The 16,569-nt window shown below is 40.3% G+C and carries 17 protein-coding genes and 4 tRNA genes; 18 read left to right on the forward strand and 3 right to left on the reverse strand.

Features of this window, described 5'->3' with window-relative positions; translation table 11 throughout:
• Window positions 1-53: 53 nt before the first annotated feature.
• The 8 genes from PIECOFPK_RS06100 (at window position 54) to PIECOFPK_RS06135 (ending at window position 8,879) form a co-directional block, all read left to right on the forward strand.
• Window positions 54-1,526: a hypothetical protein gene (locus PIECOFPK_RS06100; protein WP_330973530.1), complete on the forward strand. Its 1,473-nt coding sequence runs from the start codon at window positions 54-56 to the stop codon at window positions 1,524-1,526.
• 148 nt (window positions 1,527-1,674) lie between these two features.
• Window positions 1,675-2,868 carry a tryptophan synthase subunit beta gene (trpB, locus tag PIECOFPK_RS06105; RefSeq protein WP_330973531.1) on the forward strand — a complete coding sequence of 398 codons (1,194 nt, stop codon included), beginning with the start codon at window positions 1,675-1,677 and terminating at the stop codon, window positions 2,866-2,868.
• A 21-nt stretch (window positions 2,869-2,889) separates the two neighbouring features.
• A complete protein-coding gene (locus PIECOFPK_RS06110) occupies window positions 2,890-3,501 on the forward strand; it encodes a GNAT family N-acetyltransferase (protein WP_409966743.1) in 612 nt (203 codons plus the stop codon).
• 14 nt (window positions 3,502-3,515) lie between these two features.
• The gene (gene trpA / locus PIECOFPK_RS06115) at window positions 3,516-4,307 is read left to right on the forward strand and encodes a tryptophan synthase subunit alpha (protein WP_409966744.1); all 792 of its coding nucleotides are present in this window, start codon (window positions 3,516-3,518) and stop codon (window positions 4,305-4,307) included.
• 105 nt (window positions 4,308-4,412) lie between these two features.
• A complete protein-coding gene (locus tag PIECOFPK_RS06120; RefSeq protein WP_409966745.1) occupies window positions 4,413-5,486 on the forward strand; it encodes a redoxin domain-containing protein in 1,074 nt (357 codons plus the stop codon).
• A gap of 66 nt (window positions 5,487-5,552) precedes the next feature.
• Window positions 5,553-6,038 carry a hypothetical protein gene (locus tag PIECOFPK_RS06125; RefSeq protein WP_409966746.1) on the forward strand — a complete coding sequence of 162 codons (486 nt, stop codon included), beginning with the start codon at window positions 5,553-5,555 and terminating at the stop codon, window positions 6,036-6,038.
• 239 nt (window positions 6,039-6,277) lie between these two features.
• Window positions 6,278-8,125, forward strand: coding sequence for a membrane protein insertase YidC (gene yidC, locus PIECOFPK_RS06130; protein WP_409966747.1), 1,848 nt, complete (start codon window positions 6,278-6,280; stop codon window positions 8,123-8,125).
• Window positions 8,126-8,219: 94 nt separating this feature from the next.
• Window positions 8,220-8,879, forward strand: coding sequence for a hypothetical protein (locus tag PIECOFPK_RS06135; RefSeq protein WP_409966748.1), 660 nt, complete (start codon window positions 8,220-8,222; stop codon window positions 8,877-8,879).
• A gap of 62 nt (window positions 8,880-8,941) precedes the next feature.
• Here PIECOFPK_RS06135 and PIECOFPK_RS06140 read toward each other — a convergent pair whose 3' ends face one another.
• Window positions 8,942-9,301 carry a hypothetical protein gene (locus PIECOFPK_RS06140; RefSeq protein WP_330973538.1) on the reverse strand — a complete coding sequence of 120 codons (360 nt, stop codon included), beginning with the start codon at window positions 9,299-9,301 and terminating at the stop codon, window positions 8,942-8,944.
• A gap of 201 nt (window positions 9,302-9,502) precedes the next feature.
• On the opposite strand from PIECOFPK_RS06140, the gene PIECOFPK_RS06145 reads away from it, so the two are divergent.
• The 3 genes from PIECOFPK_RS06145 (at window position 9,503) to PIECOFPK_RS06155 (ending at window position 12,549) form a co-directional block, all read left to right on the forward strand.
• A complete protein-coding gene (locus PIECOFPK_RS06145) occupies window positions 9,503-10,924 on the forward strand; it encodes a tetratricopeptide repeat protein (RefSeq protein WP_409966749.1) in 1,422 nt (473 codons plus the stop codon).
• A 126-nt stretch (window positions 10,925-11,050) separates the two neighbouring features.
• Complete coding sequence (locus PIECOFPK_RS06150; protein WP_330973540.1) at window positions 11,051-11,821, forward strand: phosphosulfolactate synthase; 771 nt, start codon at window positions 11,051-11,053, stop codon at window positions 11,819-11,821.
• Window positions 11,821-12,549 (forward strand): shikimate dehydrogenase family protein, encoded by a 729-nt coding sequence (locus tag PIECOFPK_RS06155; protein WP_330973541.1) that lies wholly within the window; start codon window positions 11,821-11,823, stop codon window positions 12,547-12,549. The genes PIECOFPK_RS06150 and PIECOFPK_RS06155 overlap by 1 nt, the downstream gene beginning before the upstream one ends.
• A 52-nt stretch (window positions 12,550-12,601) precedes the next feature.
• Here PIECOFPK_RS06155 and PIECOFPK_RS06160 read toward each other — a convergent pair whose 3' ends face one another.
• Both PIECOFPK_RS06160 and PIECOFPK_RS06165 read right to left on the reverse strand, forming a co-directional pair.
• Window positions 12,602-13,477: a cupin-like domain-containing protein gene (locus PIECOFPK_RS06160; protein ID WP_409966750.1), complete on the reverse strand. Its 876-nt coding sequence runs from the start codon at window positions 13,475-13,477 to the stop codon at window positions 12,602-12,604.
• Between the two features lie 74 nt (window positions 13,478-13,551).
• Complete coding sequence (locus PIECOFPK_RS06165; RefSeq protein WP_330973543.1) at window positions 13,552-14,145, reverse strand: riboflavin synthase; 594 nt, start codon at window positions 14,143-14,145, stop codon at window positions 13,552-13,554.
• Window positions 14,146-14,251: 106 nt separating this feature from the next.
• On the opposite strand from PIECOFPK_RS06165, the gene rpsU reads away from it, so the two are divergent.
• The 7 genes from rpsU to PIECOFPK_RS06200 all read left to right on the forward strand — a co-directional run bounded on the left by rpsU (window position 14,252) and on the right by PIECOFPK_RS06200 (window position 16,488).
• The gene (gene rpsU / locus PIECOFPK_RS06170) at window positions 14,252-14,452 is read left to right on the forward strand and encodes a 30S ribosomal protein S21 (protein WP_330973544.1); all 201 of its coding nucleotides are present in this window, start codon (window positions 14,252-14,254) and stop codon (window positions 14,450-14,452) included.
• Between the two features lie 19 nt (window positions 14,453-14,471).
• Window positions 14,472-15,416, forward strand: coding sequence for a tyrosine-type recombinase/integrase (locus PIECOFPK_RS06175; RefSeq protein ID WP_409966751.1), 945 nt, complete (start codon window positions 14,472-14,474; stop codon window positions 15,414-15,416).
• A gap of 113 nt (window positions 15,417-15,529) precedes the next feature.
• Window positions 15,530-15,829, forward strand: coding sequence for an HPF/RaiA family ribosome-associated protein (locus tag PIECOFPK_RS06180; RefSeq protein ID WP_330973546.1), 300 nt, complete (start codon window positions 15,530-15,532; stop codon window positions 15,827-15,829).
• Between the two features lie 225 nt (window positions 15,830-16,054).
• Window positions 16,055-16,127: transfer RNA gene (locus PIECOFPK_RS06185), tRNA-Thr, on the forward strand.
• 11 nt (window positions 16,128-16,138) lie between these two features.
• Window positions 16,139-16,221 (forward strand) — tRNA-Tyr (locus PIECOFPK_RS06190).
• Between the two features lie 41 nt (window positions 16,222-16,262).
• Window positions 16,263-16,335: transfer RNA gene (locus tag PIECOFPK_RS06195), tRNA-Gly, on the forward strand.
• 81 nt (window positions 16,336-16,416) lie between these two features.
• A tRNA-Thr gene (locus PIECOFPK_RS06200) sits at window positions 16,417-16,488 on the forward strand.
• Window positions 16,489-16,569: the final 81 nt, after the last annotated feature.

A 16,569-nucleotide genomic window follows, 5' to 3' on the forward strand; every position in this document is an offset into this window, starting at 1 on the left:
TTCAATTAGTAAAGTCTCTTCAGAAATCAGAAAAGAGAAATTTGAAGCTTTTTGTGAAAAGGAATTCCGGTTCGGAAAGCTTCAAGAGTATACAGCTATTTGATGCCTTGGACAAGATGCAGGAATACGATGAAGCTTTGCTGCTTAAAAAGGTGCCCAGTGTGAGTAAAGCGCAACTGTCTAATACCAAAGCATTATTATATCGTCAGATATTAAGTAGCCTGAGGGTACTCAAAGAAGATCGCAACATTGACCAGCAATTACATGAAATGCTGGATTTTGCCCGCATCTTGTATAATAAAGGTTTGTATCATCAGACCTTGAAAATGCTGGAAAAAATTAAGGACATGGCACGTACGCATTATCAACTTACGTACTTACAACAGGCGCTCTTCTTCGAAAAGAAAATAGAAGCTTTATATATCACGCGCAGTCTTACTACAAAGGCTGATGAACTAACTGATGAGTCGCAGAAGGTCAATACTACCATCAGCAGCATCAATAGTTTGTCCAACCTTACTTTACAACTATATGGCTGGTATATACAAAATGGTCATGCCCGTAATGAAAAAGACATGAAAGTGGTGCAGGCTTTCATGGACTTGCATCTTAAAACGGATATTGGAGACAGTTTTTATGAAAAGGCTTATCTATATCAGAGTTATGTTTGGTATGCCTATATCCGACTCGATTTTCTGATGTATTATCGATACAGCCAAAAATGGGTAGATCTCTTTGAGCAAAACCCCAAAATGATAGAGGCAGAAACAATTATGTATGCCAAGGGAATGCACAATTTGATGGCAGCACATTTTAATCTGCTAAATCACGATAAGCTGGCTGCCACCATCAAGAAGTTTAAAAAATTTGCGCAGAGCAGTTTAGTGCAGAATATCGATAACAACCGCATTGTAACGTATGTGTATTTGTACACGGCAGTAATCAATCTGCATTTTCTGGAAGGAACTTTCCAAAAAGGGTTGAAAATGGTGCCTTTCCTGGAGGAGATGCTGGTGAAGTATGGGAAATACCTCGATCGTCATAGAGTGATGGTGTTCTACTACAAAATCGCCTGTCTGTATTTTGGCAGTGGCGATAACAGTAAGGCCATAGACTATCTGAACAGAATTATCAATCAGAGAGATGATTTACGGACTGACTTACAGTGCTATTCTAGACTGTTGCATCTTATTGCGCATTACGAGTTGAAAAACTATAATCTGCTGGAGTATCTGATTAAATCCGTATATCGTTATATGGCTAAGATGCAGAATTTGAGTAAAGTGGAGGAAGAAATCTTTGCCTTCTTAAGGCGTGCATTGAAGTTCAATGAAAAGACCATCAGGCCTGAGTTTGAGAAGCTATTGGCTAAGCTGAAGAAGTATCAGGAAAATCGCCTAGAAGCTCGAGCTTTTGCCTATTTGGATGTTATCAGCTGGCTGGAAAGCAAAATATCCGGCATAAATGTGCAGGATGTAATTCGATCTAAATATCTGCGTGCAAAAAGAGGAAAATATACCCGTTAAGCTTTTTATATAGCACATCGGTAGGATTATATTGTAAGAAGACGTCGATAATATTTTCGTTTACACTCTTAAGCGTCCTGTTTGTGCTGAGGCAATAATGGCGTACAGTTTCCTTATCTTTACAGCCCCTAAAACGTATTTGACAATAATGCAATCAAGTTATAAAGAACCCAACGAGCTGGGTTACTACGGCGAATTTGGCGGTGCTTATATTCCGGAAATGCTATATCCCAATGTGGAAGAGCTTCGTGTCAATTATCTCGAAATTATCCATAGTGCTTCTTTTCAAGAAGAATATAAGGGTTTGCTGAAGGATTATGCCGGACGTGAAACTCCCTTGTATTATGCATCTCGTTTATCACAGAAGTATAATACTAATATTTATTTGAAGCGTGAAGACCTCTGTCATACAGGAGCCCATAAAGTGAACAATACTATAGGCCAGATATTGGTGGCAGAGCGTTTGGGTAAAAAGCGCATTATAGCCGAGACTGGGGCCGGACAGCATGGTGTGGCCACGGCAACAGTGTGTGCGCTGAAAGGACTGCAGTGTATTGTGTATATGGGTGAAAAAGACATTGAGCGTCAGGCCCCCAATGTGGCTCGTATGAAAATGCTAGGAGCTACGGTGGTACCAGCTACCAGCGGCAGCCGCACTTTAAAAGATGCTACGAATGAAGCCATTCGTGATTGGATTAATCATCCCGAAGAAACGTTTTATATTATAGGAAGTGTAGTGGGACCTCATCCTTATCCGGATATGGTGGCCCGCTTTCAGAGTGTTATCAGCAGTGAGATTCGTACACAGCTGAAAGAGAAAACAGGTACGGAGTTACCTAAGGCCGTTATTGCTTGCGTAGGAGGTGGAAGTAATGCCGCAGGTACTTTCTATCATTTTCTAGATGAACCTTCAGTAGATATCATCGCTGTAGAAGCAGCAGGTTGTGGAGTACATTCTGGTAAAAGTGCTGCAACGACTCAATTGGGCCGTCCAGGTATTCTGCATGGTAGCAAAAGTTATGTAATGCAGACCGAAGACGGTCAGGTAGTAGAACCTCATAGTATTTCTGCCGGACTGGATTATCCCGGTATCGGACCGCTACATGCGAATTTACACGCCACCGGGAGGGGTAAGTTTTTGAGTGCAACCGATCAGGAAGCATTGGATGCAGCTTTCGAATTAGCGCGTCTGGAAGGTATTATTCCTGCCTTGGAAAGTGCCCATGCGTTGGCTGCATTGAATAAAGTGCAATTTGCGAAAGAGGATAATGTTGTGATATGCCTTAGTGGTCGTGGAGATAAGGATATGGATACTTATATGAGAGTGATGGCCACAAGCTAAACACTTTTTAGAGAGAAAGGAATGCACAGTTCGGATACCATGAATATTGATTTTGCCAAGGATTATATTTTAGAGGATGAGCGTGTACTATTGAGGCCGCTGCAATTAGGTGACGATGCGCATTTGAATATTTTTTATGAACAGGAACCCGATCTGTGGAAGTATTTTCCTATAGGCTCAGCACCGGTAGATCATGGAATGAAATATTATGTAGAACAGGCAGTGCAGGCTAGAGTAAACGGATTGTATTATTCCTTTATCGTATTTGACAAAATCAAGAACGCTTATGTCGGTTCTACGAGGTATTATGATATATTTCCGGTGCATAACGTGCTGAGCATAGGTAATACATGGTATGGCAAGGAGTTTCAAGGTACTGGTTTGAATAAGCATGCCAAATATCTATTGTTACAATTCGCTTTTGAGAATATAGGCGCTGTGCGTGTACAGTTTGAGGCTGATAATACCAATGAAAAAAGTATAGCGGCTATGAAGAGCATTGGGTGTACAGTAGAAGGTGTATTGCGCAGTAATAGAGCGATGCATGGAAGAAGAAGAGATACCATTGTGCTCAGCATATTAAAAGAAGAATGGTTGCAGCATGTAAAGGATCATCTTAGAAGAAAATTATAAATGCAATTATATTGATGAGCAGAATAAAGCAATTATTTGAGCGTAAGAACAATCATGTACTGAATATTTATTGTACTGCCGGCTTCCCCAAGTTGGATAGTACATTACCCGTGATGAAGGCTTTGCAAGAAAGCGGTGCCGACATCATTGAGTTGGGGATGCCTTACAGCGACCCACTAGCCGATGGTGTTACCATTCAGAATAGCAGTACGGTGGCTATCGCCAACGGTATGAATATGCGGGTACTGTTTCAGCAGTTAAAGGACATGCGTAAGGCACCGGAAGAGGGAGGTATTGGTAATGACATACCTGTGGTGCTGATGGGCTATATGAACCCGGTACTGCAGTACGGCTTTGAAAAATTCTGTGCCGATGCAGCTGCAGTAGGAGTAGACGGACTCATTTTGCCGGATATGCCACCTCATGAGTTTGAAGGAGTGTACCGCTCTATTATTGAAAAGTATCAGTTGGATTTTATTTTTCTGGTAACTCCCGAAACTTCGGAAGAGCGTGTTAGAAAACTCGACAGCTTAAGTAGTGGGTTTCTCTATGCCGTGTCTTCGTCCTCTACCACCGGAGGTGAAAAAGATTTTGAGCAAGTGGCAAAATATTTGCAAAAGTTACAGAGTTATAAATTGAAGAACCCGATTATGGTAGGTTTTGGTATTAAAGACAAACAGTCGTTTAATAAGGCCTGCCAATATGCCAATGGGGCCATTATAGGTTCGGCATACATCAAGTTTATTCAGCATGCTCAGTCGCCCGAGGTGATTACAAAGAGTTTTGTGCAAAGCATTATCAATTAAGTAAGACATCGCGTACTGCAACCATGAATTTTATTATTGCGTCTATCGTGTTAATTTTAAAGAGTGGTTGAGCACGTTTCTATCGCAAATTTTAAATAAAAATTAATGAGGATTATTATTTGTATTCTGTTCCTGTGGTTGCCTGTGCTATCTTGGGCACAAAAGCTTAGCTTGTCAGGAATGTTGAAAGGATTACCTGATAGCACTAAGATTGTATTGGTAGATCTTCAGAACCCCGGGACACCTTTGGCTGAAACGTTCTCAAAATCCGAAGCTTTTACTTTATCTGCATCGCTTGCAGAACCATCGATAATCGGGTTAAGTATAGGCGATTCCACCAGAACAGCTTTGTTTGTTGGCAATGAGGACGTAAAACTTACAGGTTCTTTACAGCAATCACCTGATGAATGGGAATACACCGGTTCATCGATACAAAACTCTTTTATAGATTATCAAAATACTTTTGCTCCCAAGTTTAAAAACTTAAATGCGCTGGTGATGGAGTTGCAGAGTCAGGATGGTACACTTGTGGGCAATAAGAAATTGCAAGACGCACTTGATGATATTCAAAATGCTGTTGATGCTTTTATTGCCAAGTATCCGGCTTCTCCTGTGAGTACATTGGCTATTTTATCAATCATTGGTATTACGGATAATACAAGTCTGCTCGAAAAACGCGCGAAAAGCCTAAAAGAGGAGGCTTTAAATAATGTACTGGGCCAGCAATTGAAGAAAGCAATTGAGGATGCTCGTTTTAATGCAGTAGGAGAGACGGCGTTGGATTTTTCACAAACCGATACTGCCGGAAATATGGTATCTCTGGCACAGTTCAGAGGTAAGTATGTATTGGTAGATTTCTGGGCTAGCTGGTGTGGTCCTTGTCGCAGAGAAAATCCTTTCCTAGTAAAAGTCTTCGAGAAGTATAAGGATAAAAACTTTACAATTCTTGGTGTTTCGCTGGATGAGGACCGTGATGACTGGCTCGATGCAATTAAAAACGATGGGTTAAAATGGACACATGTAAGCGATTTGAAAGGGTGGGGTAATGAGGTAGCAGTAAAATATCGCATTTCAGCCATTCCTCGTAACTTTCTGATAGATCCCGAAGGAAAAATTATCGCCAGAGACTTAAGAGGAGATGCCTTGGCTGAGAAGCTCAAAACTTTATTCGGAGAATAATAGAGGATTGTTTTTAAGTAATTTTAGCATTACAATTGTTGCTCATATAACTATAATTTTAATCGTATGAACAAACTACAGTTTTTAAGATTGTCCCTATTTGTGGTGATCTTAGGGTTGAGCGCTTGTTCAACCAGTAAAAATGCAATTGCTCCCAGAAAAGATTTTGTAGGTAATTGGGAAATTATCTCTGTAAGAGTAGAGGGAGCTGAAGGAAAATTGAACATAACTGCATTTGACGATGCGGATTTAAACTGTTTTAGAGGTAGTACCTGGTATTTGCCTAGCAATGGCTACGGTTCTTATACCATAAACAATGGTGAGTGCCCGTCAGGTGCCCGCCAGATTTTGTGGTCGCAGCGCGTAAACGGAGGAGCCACTTTATTCAACTTTAAAAAGATGGATGGTGTAAGGAAAAAAGACTCTAAGGATATCCTCGAGGGTTACTCACTAGAAGTCACTTCTTTTGAAGGAAACAGCTTTACACTGCGTAGCCCTGTTCTATTCGAAGGGAAAACGATTTATATCGTATATGAATTCTCAAGACGCTAATTAGCTGATAATTATCAAAGAATATTAAATCCGGCTGGGAGGCCGGATTTTTTATTTTGTTTTGTAGAAATGCCGTGTCCACTATGATAATAATATATGTGTAAGGCCAATATACATTTCTGGTGTAAAAGAAGCATTTGTAAGATATATAAGCTAAGTATATATTGCTCAGTGTCGCCACAATGCTTATCTTTGCGCCTCCCCGAAGGAGTTCTTCGGGCAAAAAATGTAAGCTTATAATGAAGTTTGATCGTAACACCGTCATAGGGTTTGCACTTTTAGCGTTACTCTTTTTCTTTTATTTCTATTACAACTCCAAGCAATACGCTGCAATACAAAGGGAGCAAGCAATTAAGGACTCGATTGAGAGGGCCATGCGTCCGCAGGTGGACACTGCTGCAGCATCTTCTGATGCTGCTAATATTCAGGCGCAATGGTACGCAACCAGAGCTGGTATTTTTCAGCAGGCTGTTGCGGGAGAAGAAGAACTCGTAGTAGCGGAAAACAGTGTGTTTAAAATTGCATTTACTAATAAAGGTGGCCAACCTAAATATGTGGAGCTGAAAAACTTCAAAAATACAGCTAACAACCAGCCGGTACGATTGGCAGCATCCGACTTCGATCAATTGATTTATACTATCAATACTGCTCCGAATCAAAGTATGCTTACCAACGAGCTGTATTTTAGTGGAGGTAAGGTAGAGCAGGGACCATCCGGTTCGCAAATTGTAACCTTTGAACTAAACGGAGGCGATAGTGCCAGCACACGCAATTATATTACGCATCAGTATATCATTTATCCTAACAGCTATAAAGTTGATTTCAATATTTTACTATCACAACCCCGTAGTCTACTTACTGATGGAAAACTTAATCTGACCTGGCAGTATGAAGCTGCTCAGCAGGAAGCCGATCTGGAATTTGAAAAACAAAATACACAGATAGGTTATATGGAAAACGGTAGCTTTGACTACCATTCCATAGGTCGTACCAACAGCGTGGGTTTTGATGAAACGGTTGAGTGGATTGGTGTAAGACAACGTTTCTTTAATACTTTCCTTATTGCAAAAGACAAGTTTGCGAAAGGACGAATGGATTGGACCATGCCTAGCGATACAGGCCATGTGGTAGTGCGCTCTACTGCTAATATGCAGTTGGCCGTAAATGCCGGCGCTCAAGCTACTGTGCCATTAAGCATCTTCTATGGTCCAGCAGATTACAATATATTGAAACGTGAGGGAGGAGGTTTAAGTAAGCTGATTAACTTGGGCCAAGGTGTATACGCTTTTGTGAGGCCGATTAACCAGTTTATCATTATCCCCATTTTTAATTTCTTCAAGGGATTTGTAGGAAGTTATGGTATTATCATCGCCTTATTGACCTTAGTAATACGGTTACTTATTTCGCCACTTACCTATAGTAGCTATCTCAGTGGCGCTAAAATGAAAGCCCTGCGACCGGAAATTGCCAAGCTGAAGGAAAAATTTGGCGATGACCAACAGGCGATGAGTATGGAGCAAATGAAGCTATTTAGAGAGGCAGGGGTAAATCCATTAGGAGGTTGTGTGCCGGCATTGTTGCAAATTCCTATATTCTTTGCTTTGTATAGCTTCTTCAGTTCTAATGTAGATCTGCGTGCTGTAGACTTTTTATGGGCAAACGATTTATCGGCATATGACGATCCTATTAAATTTGGATTCAATATACCGCTGTTAGGTAGTCACCTTAGCTTATTTACTATCGCGGCAGTGGTAACCAGTTTGCTTATCTCTTTATACAGCATGAGTCTAACTCCGGACCAAAGCAATCCGATGATGAAATACATGCCTTATATTATGCCTGTATTTCTATTGTTTATCTTCAACAAGCTTCCATCGGCGCTCACCTGGTATTATACCGTATCTAACATTATTACATTGATATTACAGTTCGTTATTCAGAACTATATTATCGATCATAATAAAATATTGGCCAAGATTGAAGAGAACAGGAAAAAGCCTAAAGTCAAGTCGAAATGGCAAGAAAGGCTAGAGCAAATGCAGGAGCAACAACGCCAATTACGAGAGCAACAGCAGAAAAGAAAATAGTTTAAAAATCCGGGTTATTGACAGCCCGGATTTTTTGTAAGCAACTAATTTTTTATCTTGTATCGTCTAATACAAATACTGAATAAGGTTAGATATGAAAATGAAACTTTTAATACTGCTGCTATTCACCGCGCAATATACATTTGCCCAAAAACGGCTTACCGAAGCCGTAATTTACTACGATGTAGTGATCAACACCTCCAACGAGACGCCTCAAGCTGCTGATATGCTGGATGGTTCTACTAATATTATTTATGTAAAGGGCAATCTGAACCGGTCTGATTTTATCAGTTCACTGGGATCCCATTCTACAATATTTGACGCCAAGGACGGATCGGCAGTAAACATCAGAGATTATGGAAATAAGAAATTCATGATTACTTACACTCCCGAGGAGTGGAAGGTGTATAATAAGAAATACGAGAGTATTACTTATAAGATAGAAAACGAATTCAAAACTATAGCGGGTTATAAGTGCCAGAAAGCGATTGGTAAGCTTTCGGATGGTACTACGTTTACGGTGTACTTTACCAAAGACCTCTTACCCTTAAATGCCGATTTTCAGTATATCAATAAAAATCTTCCGGGCTTGGCCATGCAGTATGATGCTACAAGAAGTGGCACAAAGGTAACCTTTACCGTTTCTAACATAGAGTTTTCAACCGTACCCATGGCAAAATTTGATATTCCCAAAACAGGGTATAGGGTAATGTCTTATACAGAATTCAGGAAGCAAAATCCTTCTGGAAAATAAATGTGTTAAAACATGATAAAAAAATCCCGCTGATCAGCGGGATTTTTTTATAAGATTTAAAATTACTTCGCTGAATAATTCCTTAAAACTTCGTTAGGATTGAATGTAAGTTTGTTCAGAATAGCTTTTTTCTTGTGGGGCAATACGTAGCTGTTCTGGCTTTTCTGAAATGTAATGTTATTAGCCCAGTTAAAGCTGCTATTCTTACTAATTTCAGAGGGAACATCAATGATGTTTTCACCCTTGAAATACATGCCAGAGCGCAGAGTAAAGGATTGGTTCAGTTTTTCTTTCTTACTTCCTATGGTATAACCTTTTGGTTTTTCTTTTCCATAGGTATCAGCATATACTTCCTCTGCGGCTATGGCAACAACCGAAAAGGAAAATATAAACGCTACGTTAAAAAATAATGCCTTTAGCATAATTTTACAGTTATTAAAATATCGCACACTACAAAGATACATATTTTTACCATAATATACACTTAACTTTAGGATTTTGTTAACATTTTTTTAAGTAGTCCAAGTTTTTCACATTTGAGGAAAACTAACCCGTTATCAAGTTGTTGTAATGTTATACATTTATTGTGGACTTGATTTAGTGTGTAATTAAAAAGACTTTGTATGAAGGAATTTTACGACGAGGAGAGAGACGAGCTGGAAGAATTGTTGCAGCAATATGACAATTTGCGAAAAGGGAAGGCAGTTTCTTACCTTGAGGAAGAAGCTTTTGAAAAGCTTATTGAGTACTTCGAATCGCAGGAACAATATATAAAAGCATACCAGGCGGTAGAAATCGCCATTGAACAGTTCCCTTATTCTGCAAGCTTTCTTATTAAAAAAGCCGATCTTTTAATGAATAAGCAACGCTACCAGGAGGCACTGGAGCTGTTGGATCAGGCTTATATCTTCGATAAGAATCATATAGATCATTTTATACTTAAAACGGAAGCTCTTCTGGCTCTGGATCGGCAGGAAGAGGCGGTAACTTTGCTTAACGAAGCTTTACAACATTTTGAAGGAGAGGAGAGAATTGATTTGCTGTTTGAATTAGCCGATGTTTATGATGATTACGAAGACTTTGATAAGGTATTTGACTGCCTAAAGGAAATATTGCTGCAGGATCCTAATAATGAGGAAGCACTTTATAAAATTTGCTTCTGGACCGATTATACCGGCCGCAATGCCGAAAGCATTGAGTTGCATAAAAAAATTATCGACGAATCTCCGTACAACGAACTGGCTTGGTTTAACCTGGGGGCCGCTTATCAGGGCATCAAGCTTTATGAGAAAGCTATTGATGCCTATCAGTATGCATTGGCCATAGATGAAAAAATGGATTATGCATACCGCAATATTGGAGATGCATACATCCGACTGCGCAAGTATAAAGATGCCATTGAGTATCTTGAAAAAGTAGTGGAGCTGTCAAAGCCCGAGGATGTGATTTATGAGGCGATGGGCTATTGTTATGAGAAAATGAAAAACTACGCGCAGGCAAGATTCTACTATCGTAAGGCTTATCATCTCAATCCAGAGGTAAGCCATCTGCTTTATAAAATTGCCTACACTTACTTTCAGGAAAATAAATATGAACAGTGTGTGAAGCAGCTGGAAGTAGTGTTGAAAATGAAGCAGAATAAGGCAGAGTACCACATTTTGATGGGCCAGTGCAAAATGTTATTGGGCTATACCAAGGAAGCTATTCAATACTTTACCCATGTGGTACGTTTAAAACCCAAGTCCTCCAAAGGTTGGGAAGCATTAATTCGCTGTTTGTATTGTGTCTATTACTACGAACAAGCATTGGATCAAACCGAGCAGGCATTAATTATGACCGGAGGGAGACCTATTTTTCTATACTTCAAAGCGCTGATTCATCTGGCGTTGGGTAAGAAAAAACAAGCCTTAATTTATCTGGAAGAAGCATTAATTCAATCTCCTTTACAATTAAAGAAAATATTGCAAGTAGAGCCATCTATTTTACAACACCAACAGGTGGCAGATCTTATACTGAAATATAAGAAACGTAAAAAAGGCAATTGATATTGAAAGGTATTTATTATATCGGCGATAGATTTTTTATAGCTGATATGATAAAGTGGGCCCTAGTTATGCACTCATTTTTGAGTAATATATAATACATTTGCCGCTATACTAATTTAACCAGGGATGAAGTTTAATCTGACTCAATTACCGGAAAGAAATAAGCAACCCCGAAAATCCGGTCTTACAATGGTGATGGATAAAGGCTTAAGCCTTGAAGAAGCAAGAAACTTTATGAGCGTTGCGGCTCCGCATGTAGATTTAGTAAAACTGGGGTTCGGTACAGCAGTCGTTACTCCCCATCTCGAAGAAAAAATAGCTTTGTACAAATCGCATGGCATGGCCGTGTATTTCGGGGGTACCTTGTTTGAAGCATATGTAATCAGAAATCAGTTTGAGGATTATATTGCTACCTGTAAAAATTTTGGAATTGATTACATGGAAGTAAGTGATGGTTCTATTGTAATTCCTCATGCTGAGAAGTGTAGTTATATTGAAAAACTCACCCAATATGGGACCGTATTGAGTGAGGTAGGTAGCAAAGATGCCACTCATATTATTCCTCCTTACAAATGGATCGAATTGATGAAAGCAGAGTTGGAAGCCGGTTCTTCCTATGTTATTGCGGAGGCCAGAGAAGGAGGTAATGTGGGAATCTACCGCGGAAGCGGAGAAGTAAGAGAGGGTTTGGTGCAGGAAATCTTAACACAGATTCCTTCTGAGCGTATTATCTGGGAAGCGCCTCAGAAAGAACAGCAGCTGTACTTCCTCGAACTGATAGGTTGCAATGTCAATCTAGGAAATATTCCGCCTAATGAAGTGGTAGCATTGGAAGCTATGCGCATCGGCTTGCGTGGGGATAGTTTCTATTTTTATCTCGATAAAAAAACATCGTAATGCGGTTATTTGGGCTTATCGGCATGCCGTTAGCACAATCTTTTTCCAAAAAATACTTTACCGAAAAGTTCGAGAAGGAAGGTATTGCCGATTCGATGTATGAGTTATTTCCATTGGAAGAGATTCATCAACTGTCGGATTTGCTGTTGCGGCATTCCAATTTGGAAGGGTTGAACGTTACCATTCCTTACAAAGAGCAGGTATTGCCCTATTTGCACGCCATAGATGAAGAGGCAAAAGCCATAGGTGCGTGTAACTGTATCAAAATAAAAGATGGGAAACTTACCGGCTTCAATACCGATGCGCCCGCTTTTAGGGAGTCGTTATTGCAACAGTTGCAACCGCATCACAACAAGGCATTGGTACTGGGAACAGGGGGTGCAGCCAAGGCTGTAGTACATGTGCTGCGCGGTTTAGGTATACCATTCACCTATGTGTCTCGCAGTTCGGGTAGCGGTTTGGTTTATGAAGAACTTTCCCGGGAAATTATGGAAGAGTATCCCCTCATTATTAATACTACGCCGCTAGGCAGTTTCCCCAAAGTGGATACGGCACCGGCTATTCCTTATGAATATCTTACCGAGCGGCACTATTTGTACGATCTGGTTTACAATCCAGCCAAAACGCTTTTTCTGCAGCAAGGAGAGGAGCGAGGGGCTACTATCAAGAACGGATATGAAATGCTGGTAGGGCAGGCCGAACTAAGTTGGAAAATCTGGAATACATAAAATAATAAAGCCTCGGACACCGAGGCTTTATTATTTTTAAAGAGTATTGCTTTTATTTTGCAAGTGACAATGCTTCATTAGCTTTTTGGTACACCAAGGCTCGCTTTTTTTCGTGCCACCATTTGGGAGCGGTTTTTTTCATGAGGGTATCAATGTTTCGCATACCGAACAGATTCCACACGCCACGCAGTTTTCCGATAAGGCTTTTCTGTAATGCACGCAGGCTCATGGCAAAACCTGCATCTAGGTATTCCATGTGATGCCAGTAACCGGCCGGCATGAACAGCGTGTCGCCGTGCTCGAGAATTACCTCATACCCTTTGGCAAGTTTTACTGCAGGGAAGTTCTCATAATCGAAATTTTCGTAGTACCGGGTATAATCGGCCAGACTCAATACTTCCCAGGGTTTGCGATAAAGTTTGTACTGTTCTTCAAATGGGAAAAGTAATACTCTTTTGCGTCCTACAAATTGGGTGTGCAGTATATGGCTCATGTCGATATCGAAGTGCATATGGGTTACGGCACCTTCTCCACCTACAAAAAGCATTGGGAATCGCTTTACAAAACCGCTCATGTATTCATCGGGCCATGTAAAATCACTGACAATTTGTGGTGCATGCTGGAAAATATTAAATAGGAAGATGCGTAGGTCTACGGGGCCTTTTTGCACCAGTTGTAGGTATTCGCCAAACTTCATATATCCGTCGGCAGTGTTGATGGGCGTATAAGAGTCGCTCTTTACGTTGTTGTACACCCCAACTTCTTTATCTCCTACAATCTTGATAAAGAAATCCCAGTTCCATTTGTTATAAGCCGGCCATTTTTTAGAAAGGTCTTTAATGACTACCGGCTTGCCTGCGTTGTAATATTTGCTCTTAAATTCTTCAGGAGAAAGCGTATCAAAAGTATCAACAGTTTGTAACTGCATATTATACGTTTATAATTGAGTGATGCAAAGTTAAGTGTCTAGGGGATAATCTTTACGGATAATTTAAAGAGGTGTTATTTTTCGCTTAGTTGTTGGTGGCGCAAAATATATTTCCCGATCACATCAAACTCAATGTTTACGCTATCGCCCTCTTTGACCAATCGGATATTGGTATGTTCATAAGTATAGGGTATAATAGCAACCTTGAAAGTATCTTCACCTACATCAAATACAGTAAGGCTAATTCCGTTCACGCAAGCCGAACCTTTTTCAATGACGAGCGGAGCAAACTTTTTGTCAAAGCTGAAGATATATTCGTGACTGCCGTTTTTTTCGGTAATAGATATGCATCGGGCAGTACTGTCTACATGTCCCTGTACGATATGGCCATCGAGGCGGCCGTTCATGAGCATACAGCGCTCTAGATTTACAATGTCTTTTTCTTTGAGTGCTCCCAGATTGGTTTTTTTTAACGTTTCTTCAATGGCAGTTACAGTATGTATATTGCCTGCGACTTCCTCTACGGTAAGACATACGCCGTTATGGCTGACACTTTGGTCGGGCTTTAATTCAGAAGAAATTGCACTTTCTACGGTAAATGTAATGCCGGAGCCTCTGGGGGTAATGTGTTTGACGATACCCACAGCTTCAACAATTCCTGTAAACATGGTGCTAATTTCTATTAAATAGGATTCTGGCCAAAATATTTGTTTGTTAAAAGTAAAATATTATCTTTGCAGCCTTAAAATTTTTACCAAAGGAGGTATATACATTATGCTAATTATCGATTCAAAAGACTGCGAAAACATAGACAAGGCGTTAAAGAAGTACAAGAAAAAGTTTGAAAAATCAAAAATCCTGCTTGAACTTCGTGAGCGTCAGCACTTTACAAAGCCATCTGTAAAGCGTCGTAACCAGATTCTGAAGGCGATTTACAAGCAGCAGATTGCTAGCGGCAAAATTGAAGTGAAATAAGCATTGAATTGAACGAAATTTGGATAAATTGCAGTCCCGCATATTATTGCGGGACTTTTTTATGTTGCTGCATTTTAATGAACATATCAGCACTTTTATCAGCCACCTGAAATTTGAGAAAAGGTACTCTCAGCATACCATTATCGCCTATGAAGGAGACCTAAGCGAATTCTCTGTGTTTTTGCTAAGTACATTCGGTGAATTACCGCTTTCTGAGGTTAGTTATCAGCATATCCGCAGCTGGTTAGCCGAGCTAAAGGAGGGAGGATTATCTTCCAAAAGCATCAATCGTAAGATATCGGCTTTAAAATCCTTCTTTAAGTTTCATCTTAAGTTGGGAAACATACGGTCTAACCCGACCACCAAGGTAGTTACACCCAAAGTCAATAAACGGTTGCCTGCATTCGTCAAAGAAGAAGATCTGCATCAACTGACGCATGCTTTAAAAATGAGCACCGAAGACTGGAAATCACTTAACGGGTACATGCTGGTACATTTGTTTTATGCCACCGGCATGCGTCTTAGCGAGCTCATCAATCTGAAGGAACGGCAGATCGATTTTAGTCGTCGGCAGGTAAAAGTGTTGGGTAAGGGTAATAAGGAGCGTAGTATTCCACTTGCATCCGAAATCCTGGATTCGATTCAGCGATATATGGATTTAAAACGGAAGGAGTTTGCGGAATATGCCGAAGAGTTGCTAGTAACGGAAAAAGGAAAGAAAATGTACCCTAAATACGCCTATCTGTTGGTGAAAAAACAGCTAAGCCAAATTCCTACACTAGATAAGAAAAGTCCGCATGTATTGCGTCATACTTTTGCCACCCATCTTGTCAACAAAGGAGCCGAGTTAAATGCCGTAAAAGAACTGCTGGGTCACGCCAGTTTGGCGGCTACTCAGGTGTATACGCACAATACCATCGAAAAGCTCAAAGAGATCTACCGCAATGCCCATCCCAAGGCCTAAAATTATATAGAAAACTTTAGCATTTATTTTTTGCAACTCGCCCCTTTTTTCATTAACTTTATTACGAACCAGTTCTTTGATAGTATGAATTATTCACTTTTAAATATATAGCTATGAATGTGAACATTCAAACGGTAAATTTTGATGCGGACCGGAAGTTGCTTGACCTTGTTAAGCGTAAGATGCAAAAGTTAAATACTTTTCACGACCGCATCATAGCCTCTGACGTGTTTTTAAAGCTGGATAATGTGGTGCATCACATTAAGGACAAGATTGTGGAGATTAAGGTACATGTGCCGCGTCATAGTTTTTTTGTGAAGTGCTCCAGTAAATCCTTCGAACAGTCGTTTGAAAACGCATTTGATTCACTCGTCAACCAAGTGAAGAGACGTAAAGAAAAAATGATTGCTTAAATACACAAATAATTATCCAGCCTCGTTCTAAAAAACGGGGCTTTTTTATGCAAAAAATAGAGTGTCCAAATTGTTCTTATTTTTTTGAAAAAAAATCTTGCAAAAGGTTTTTGAACTTTCAATTTTTCCCTTACCTTTGCCTTCCCAAAATCGAAAGTGGTAGTTGAATTGCTTGTGCAAGTGAGAGTTATCAGTGGTTTTAAGTTCTTTTAGATAGTTATTTAAGCCGAAGTAGCTCAGCTGGTAGAGCAACTGATTTGTAATCAGTAGGTCATGGGTTCGATCCCCTTCTTCGGCTCTCTCAAAAATGGGTAAGTAGCCAAGTGGTCAACGGCAACAGACTGTAAATCTGTCCTCTTCGGAGTTCGGTGGTTCGAATCCATCCTTGCCCACAGTTCTTTGAGAACTATTTAAAACTTTTACTGATTTATAGGCGGGAGTAGCTCATTTGGTAGAGCGGTAGCCTTCCAAGCTTCAGGTAGCGAGTTCGAGCCTCGTCTCCCGCTCTTTTACTTGGTAGATGGCAGATGAGAGTGGGGAGTTGGCGGGCGATAAGCAGTCAACTCGCGATCAACTGCCACTGACACGCCGTTGTAGCTCAGTGGTAGAGCACTTCCTTGGTAAGGAAGAGGTCGTGAGTTCAATTCTCATCAACGGCTCCGCTATTAGTTTGAGATGAGCGTTAGGGCAGTGAGTGGCTGCGGCGCTGCATGCTGGAGCTAATGAGATTTGGAAACTAA

This window comes from Chitinophagaceae bacterium C216, from assembly GCA_028485475.2.
In the GTDB taxonomy this organism is placed as follows: Bacteria; Bacteroidota; Bacteroidia; order Chitinophagales; family Chitinophagaceae; genus Niabella; species Niabella composti.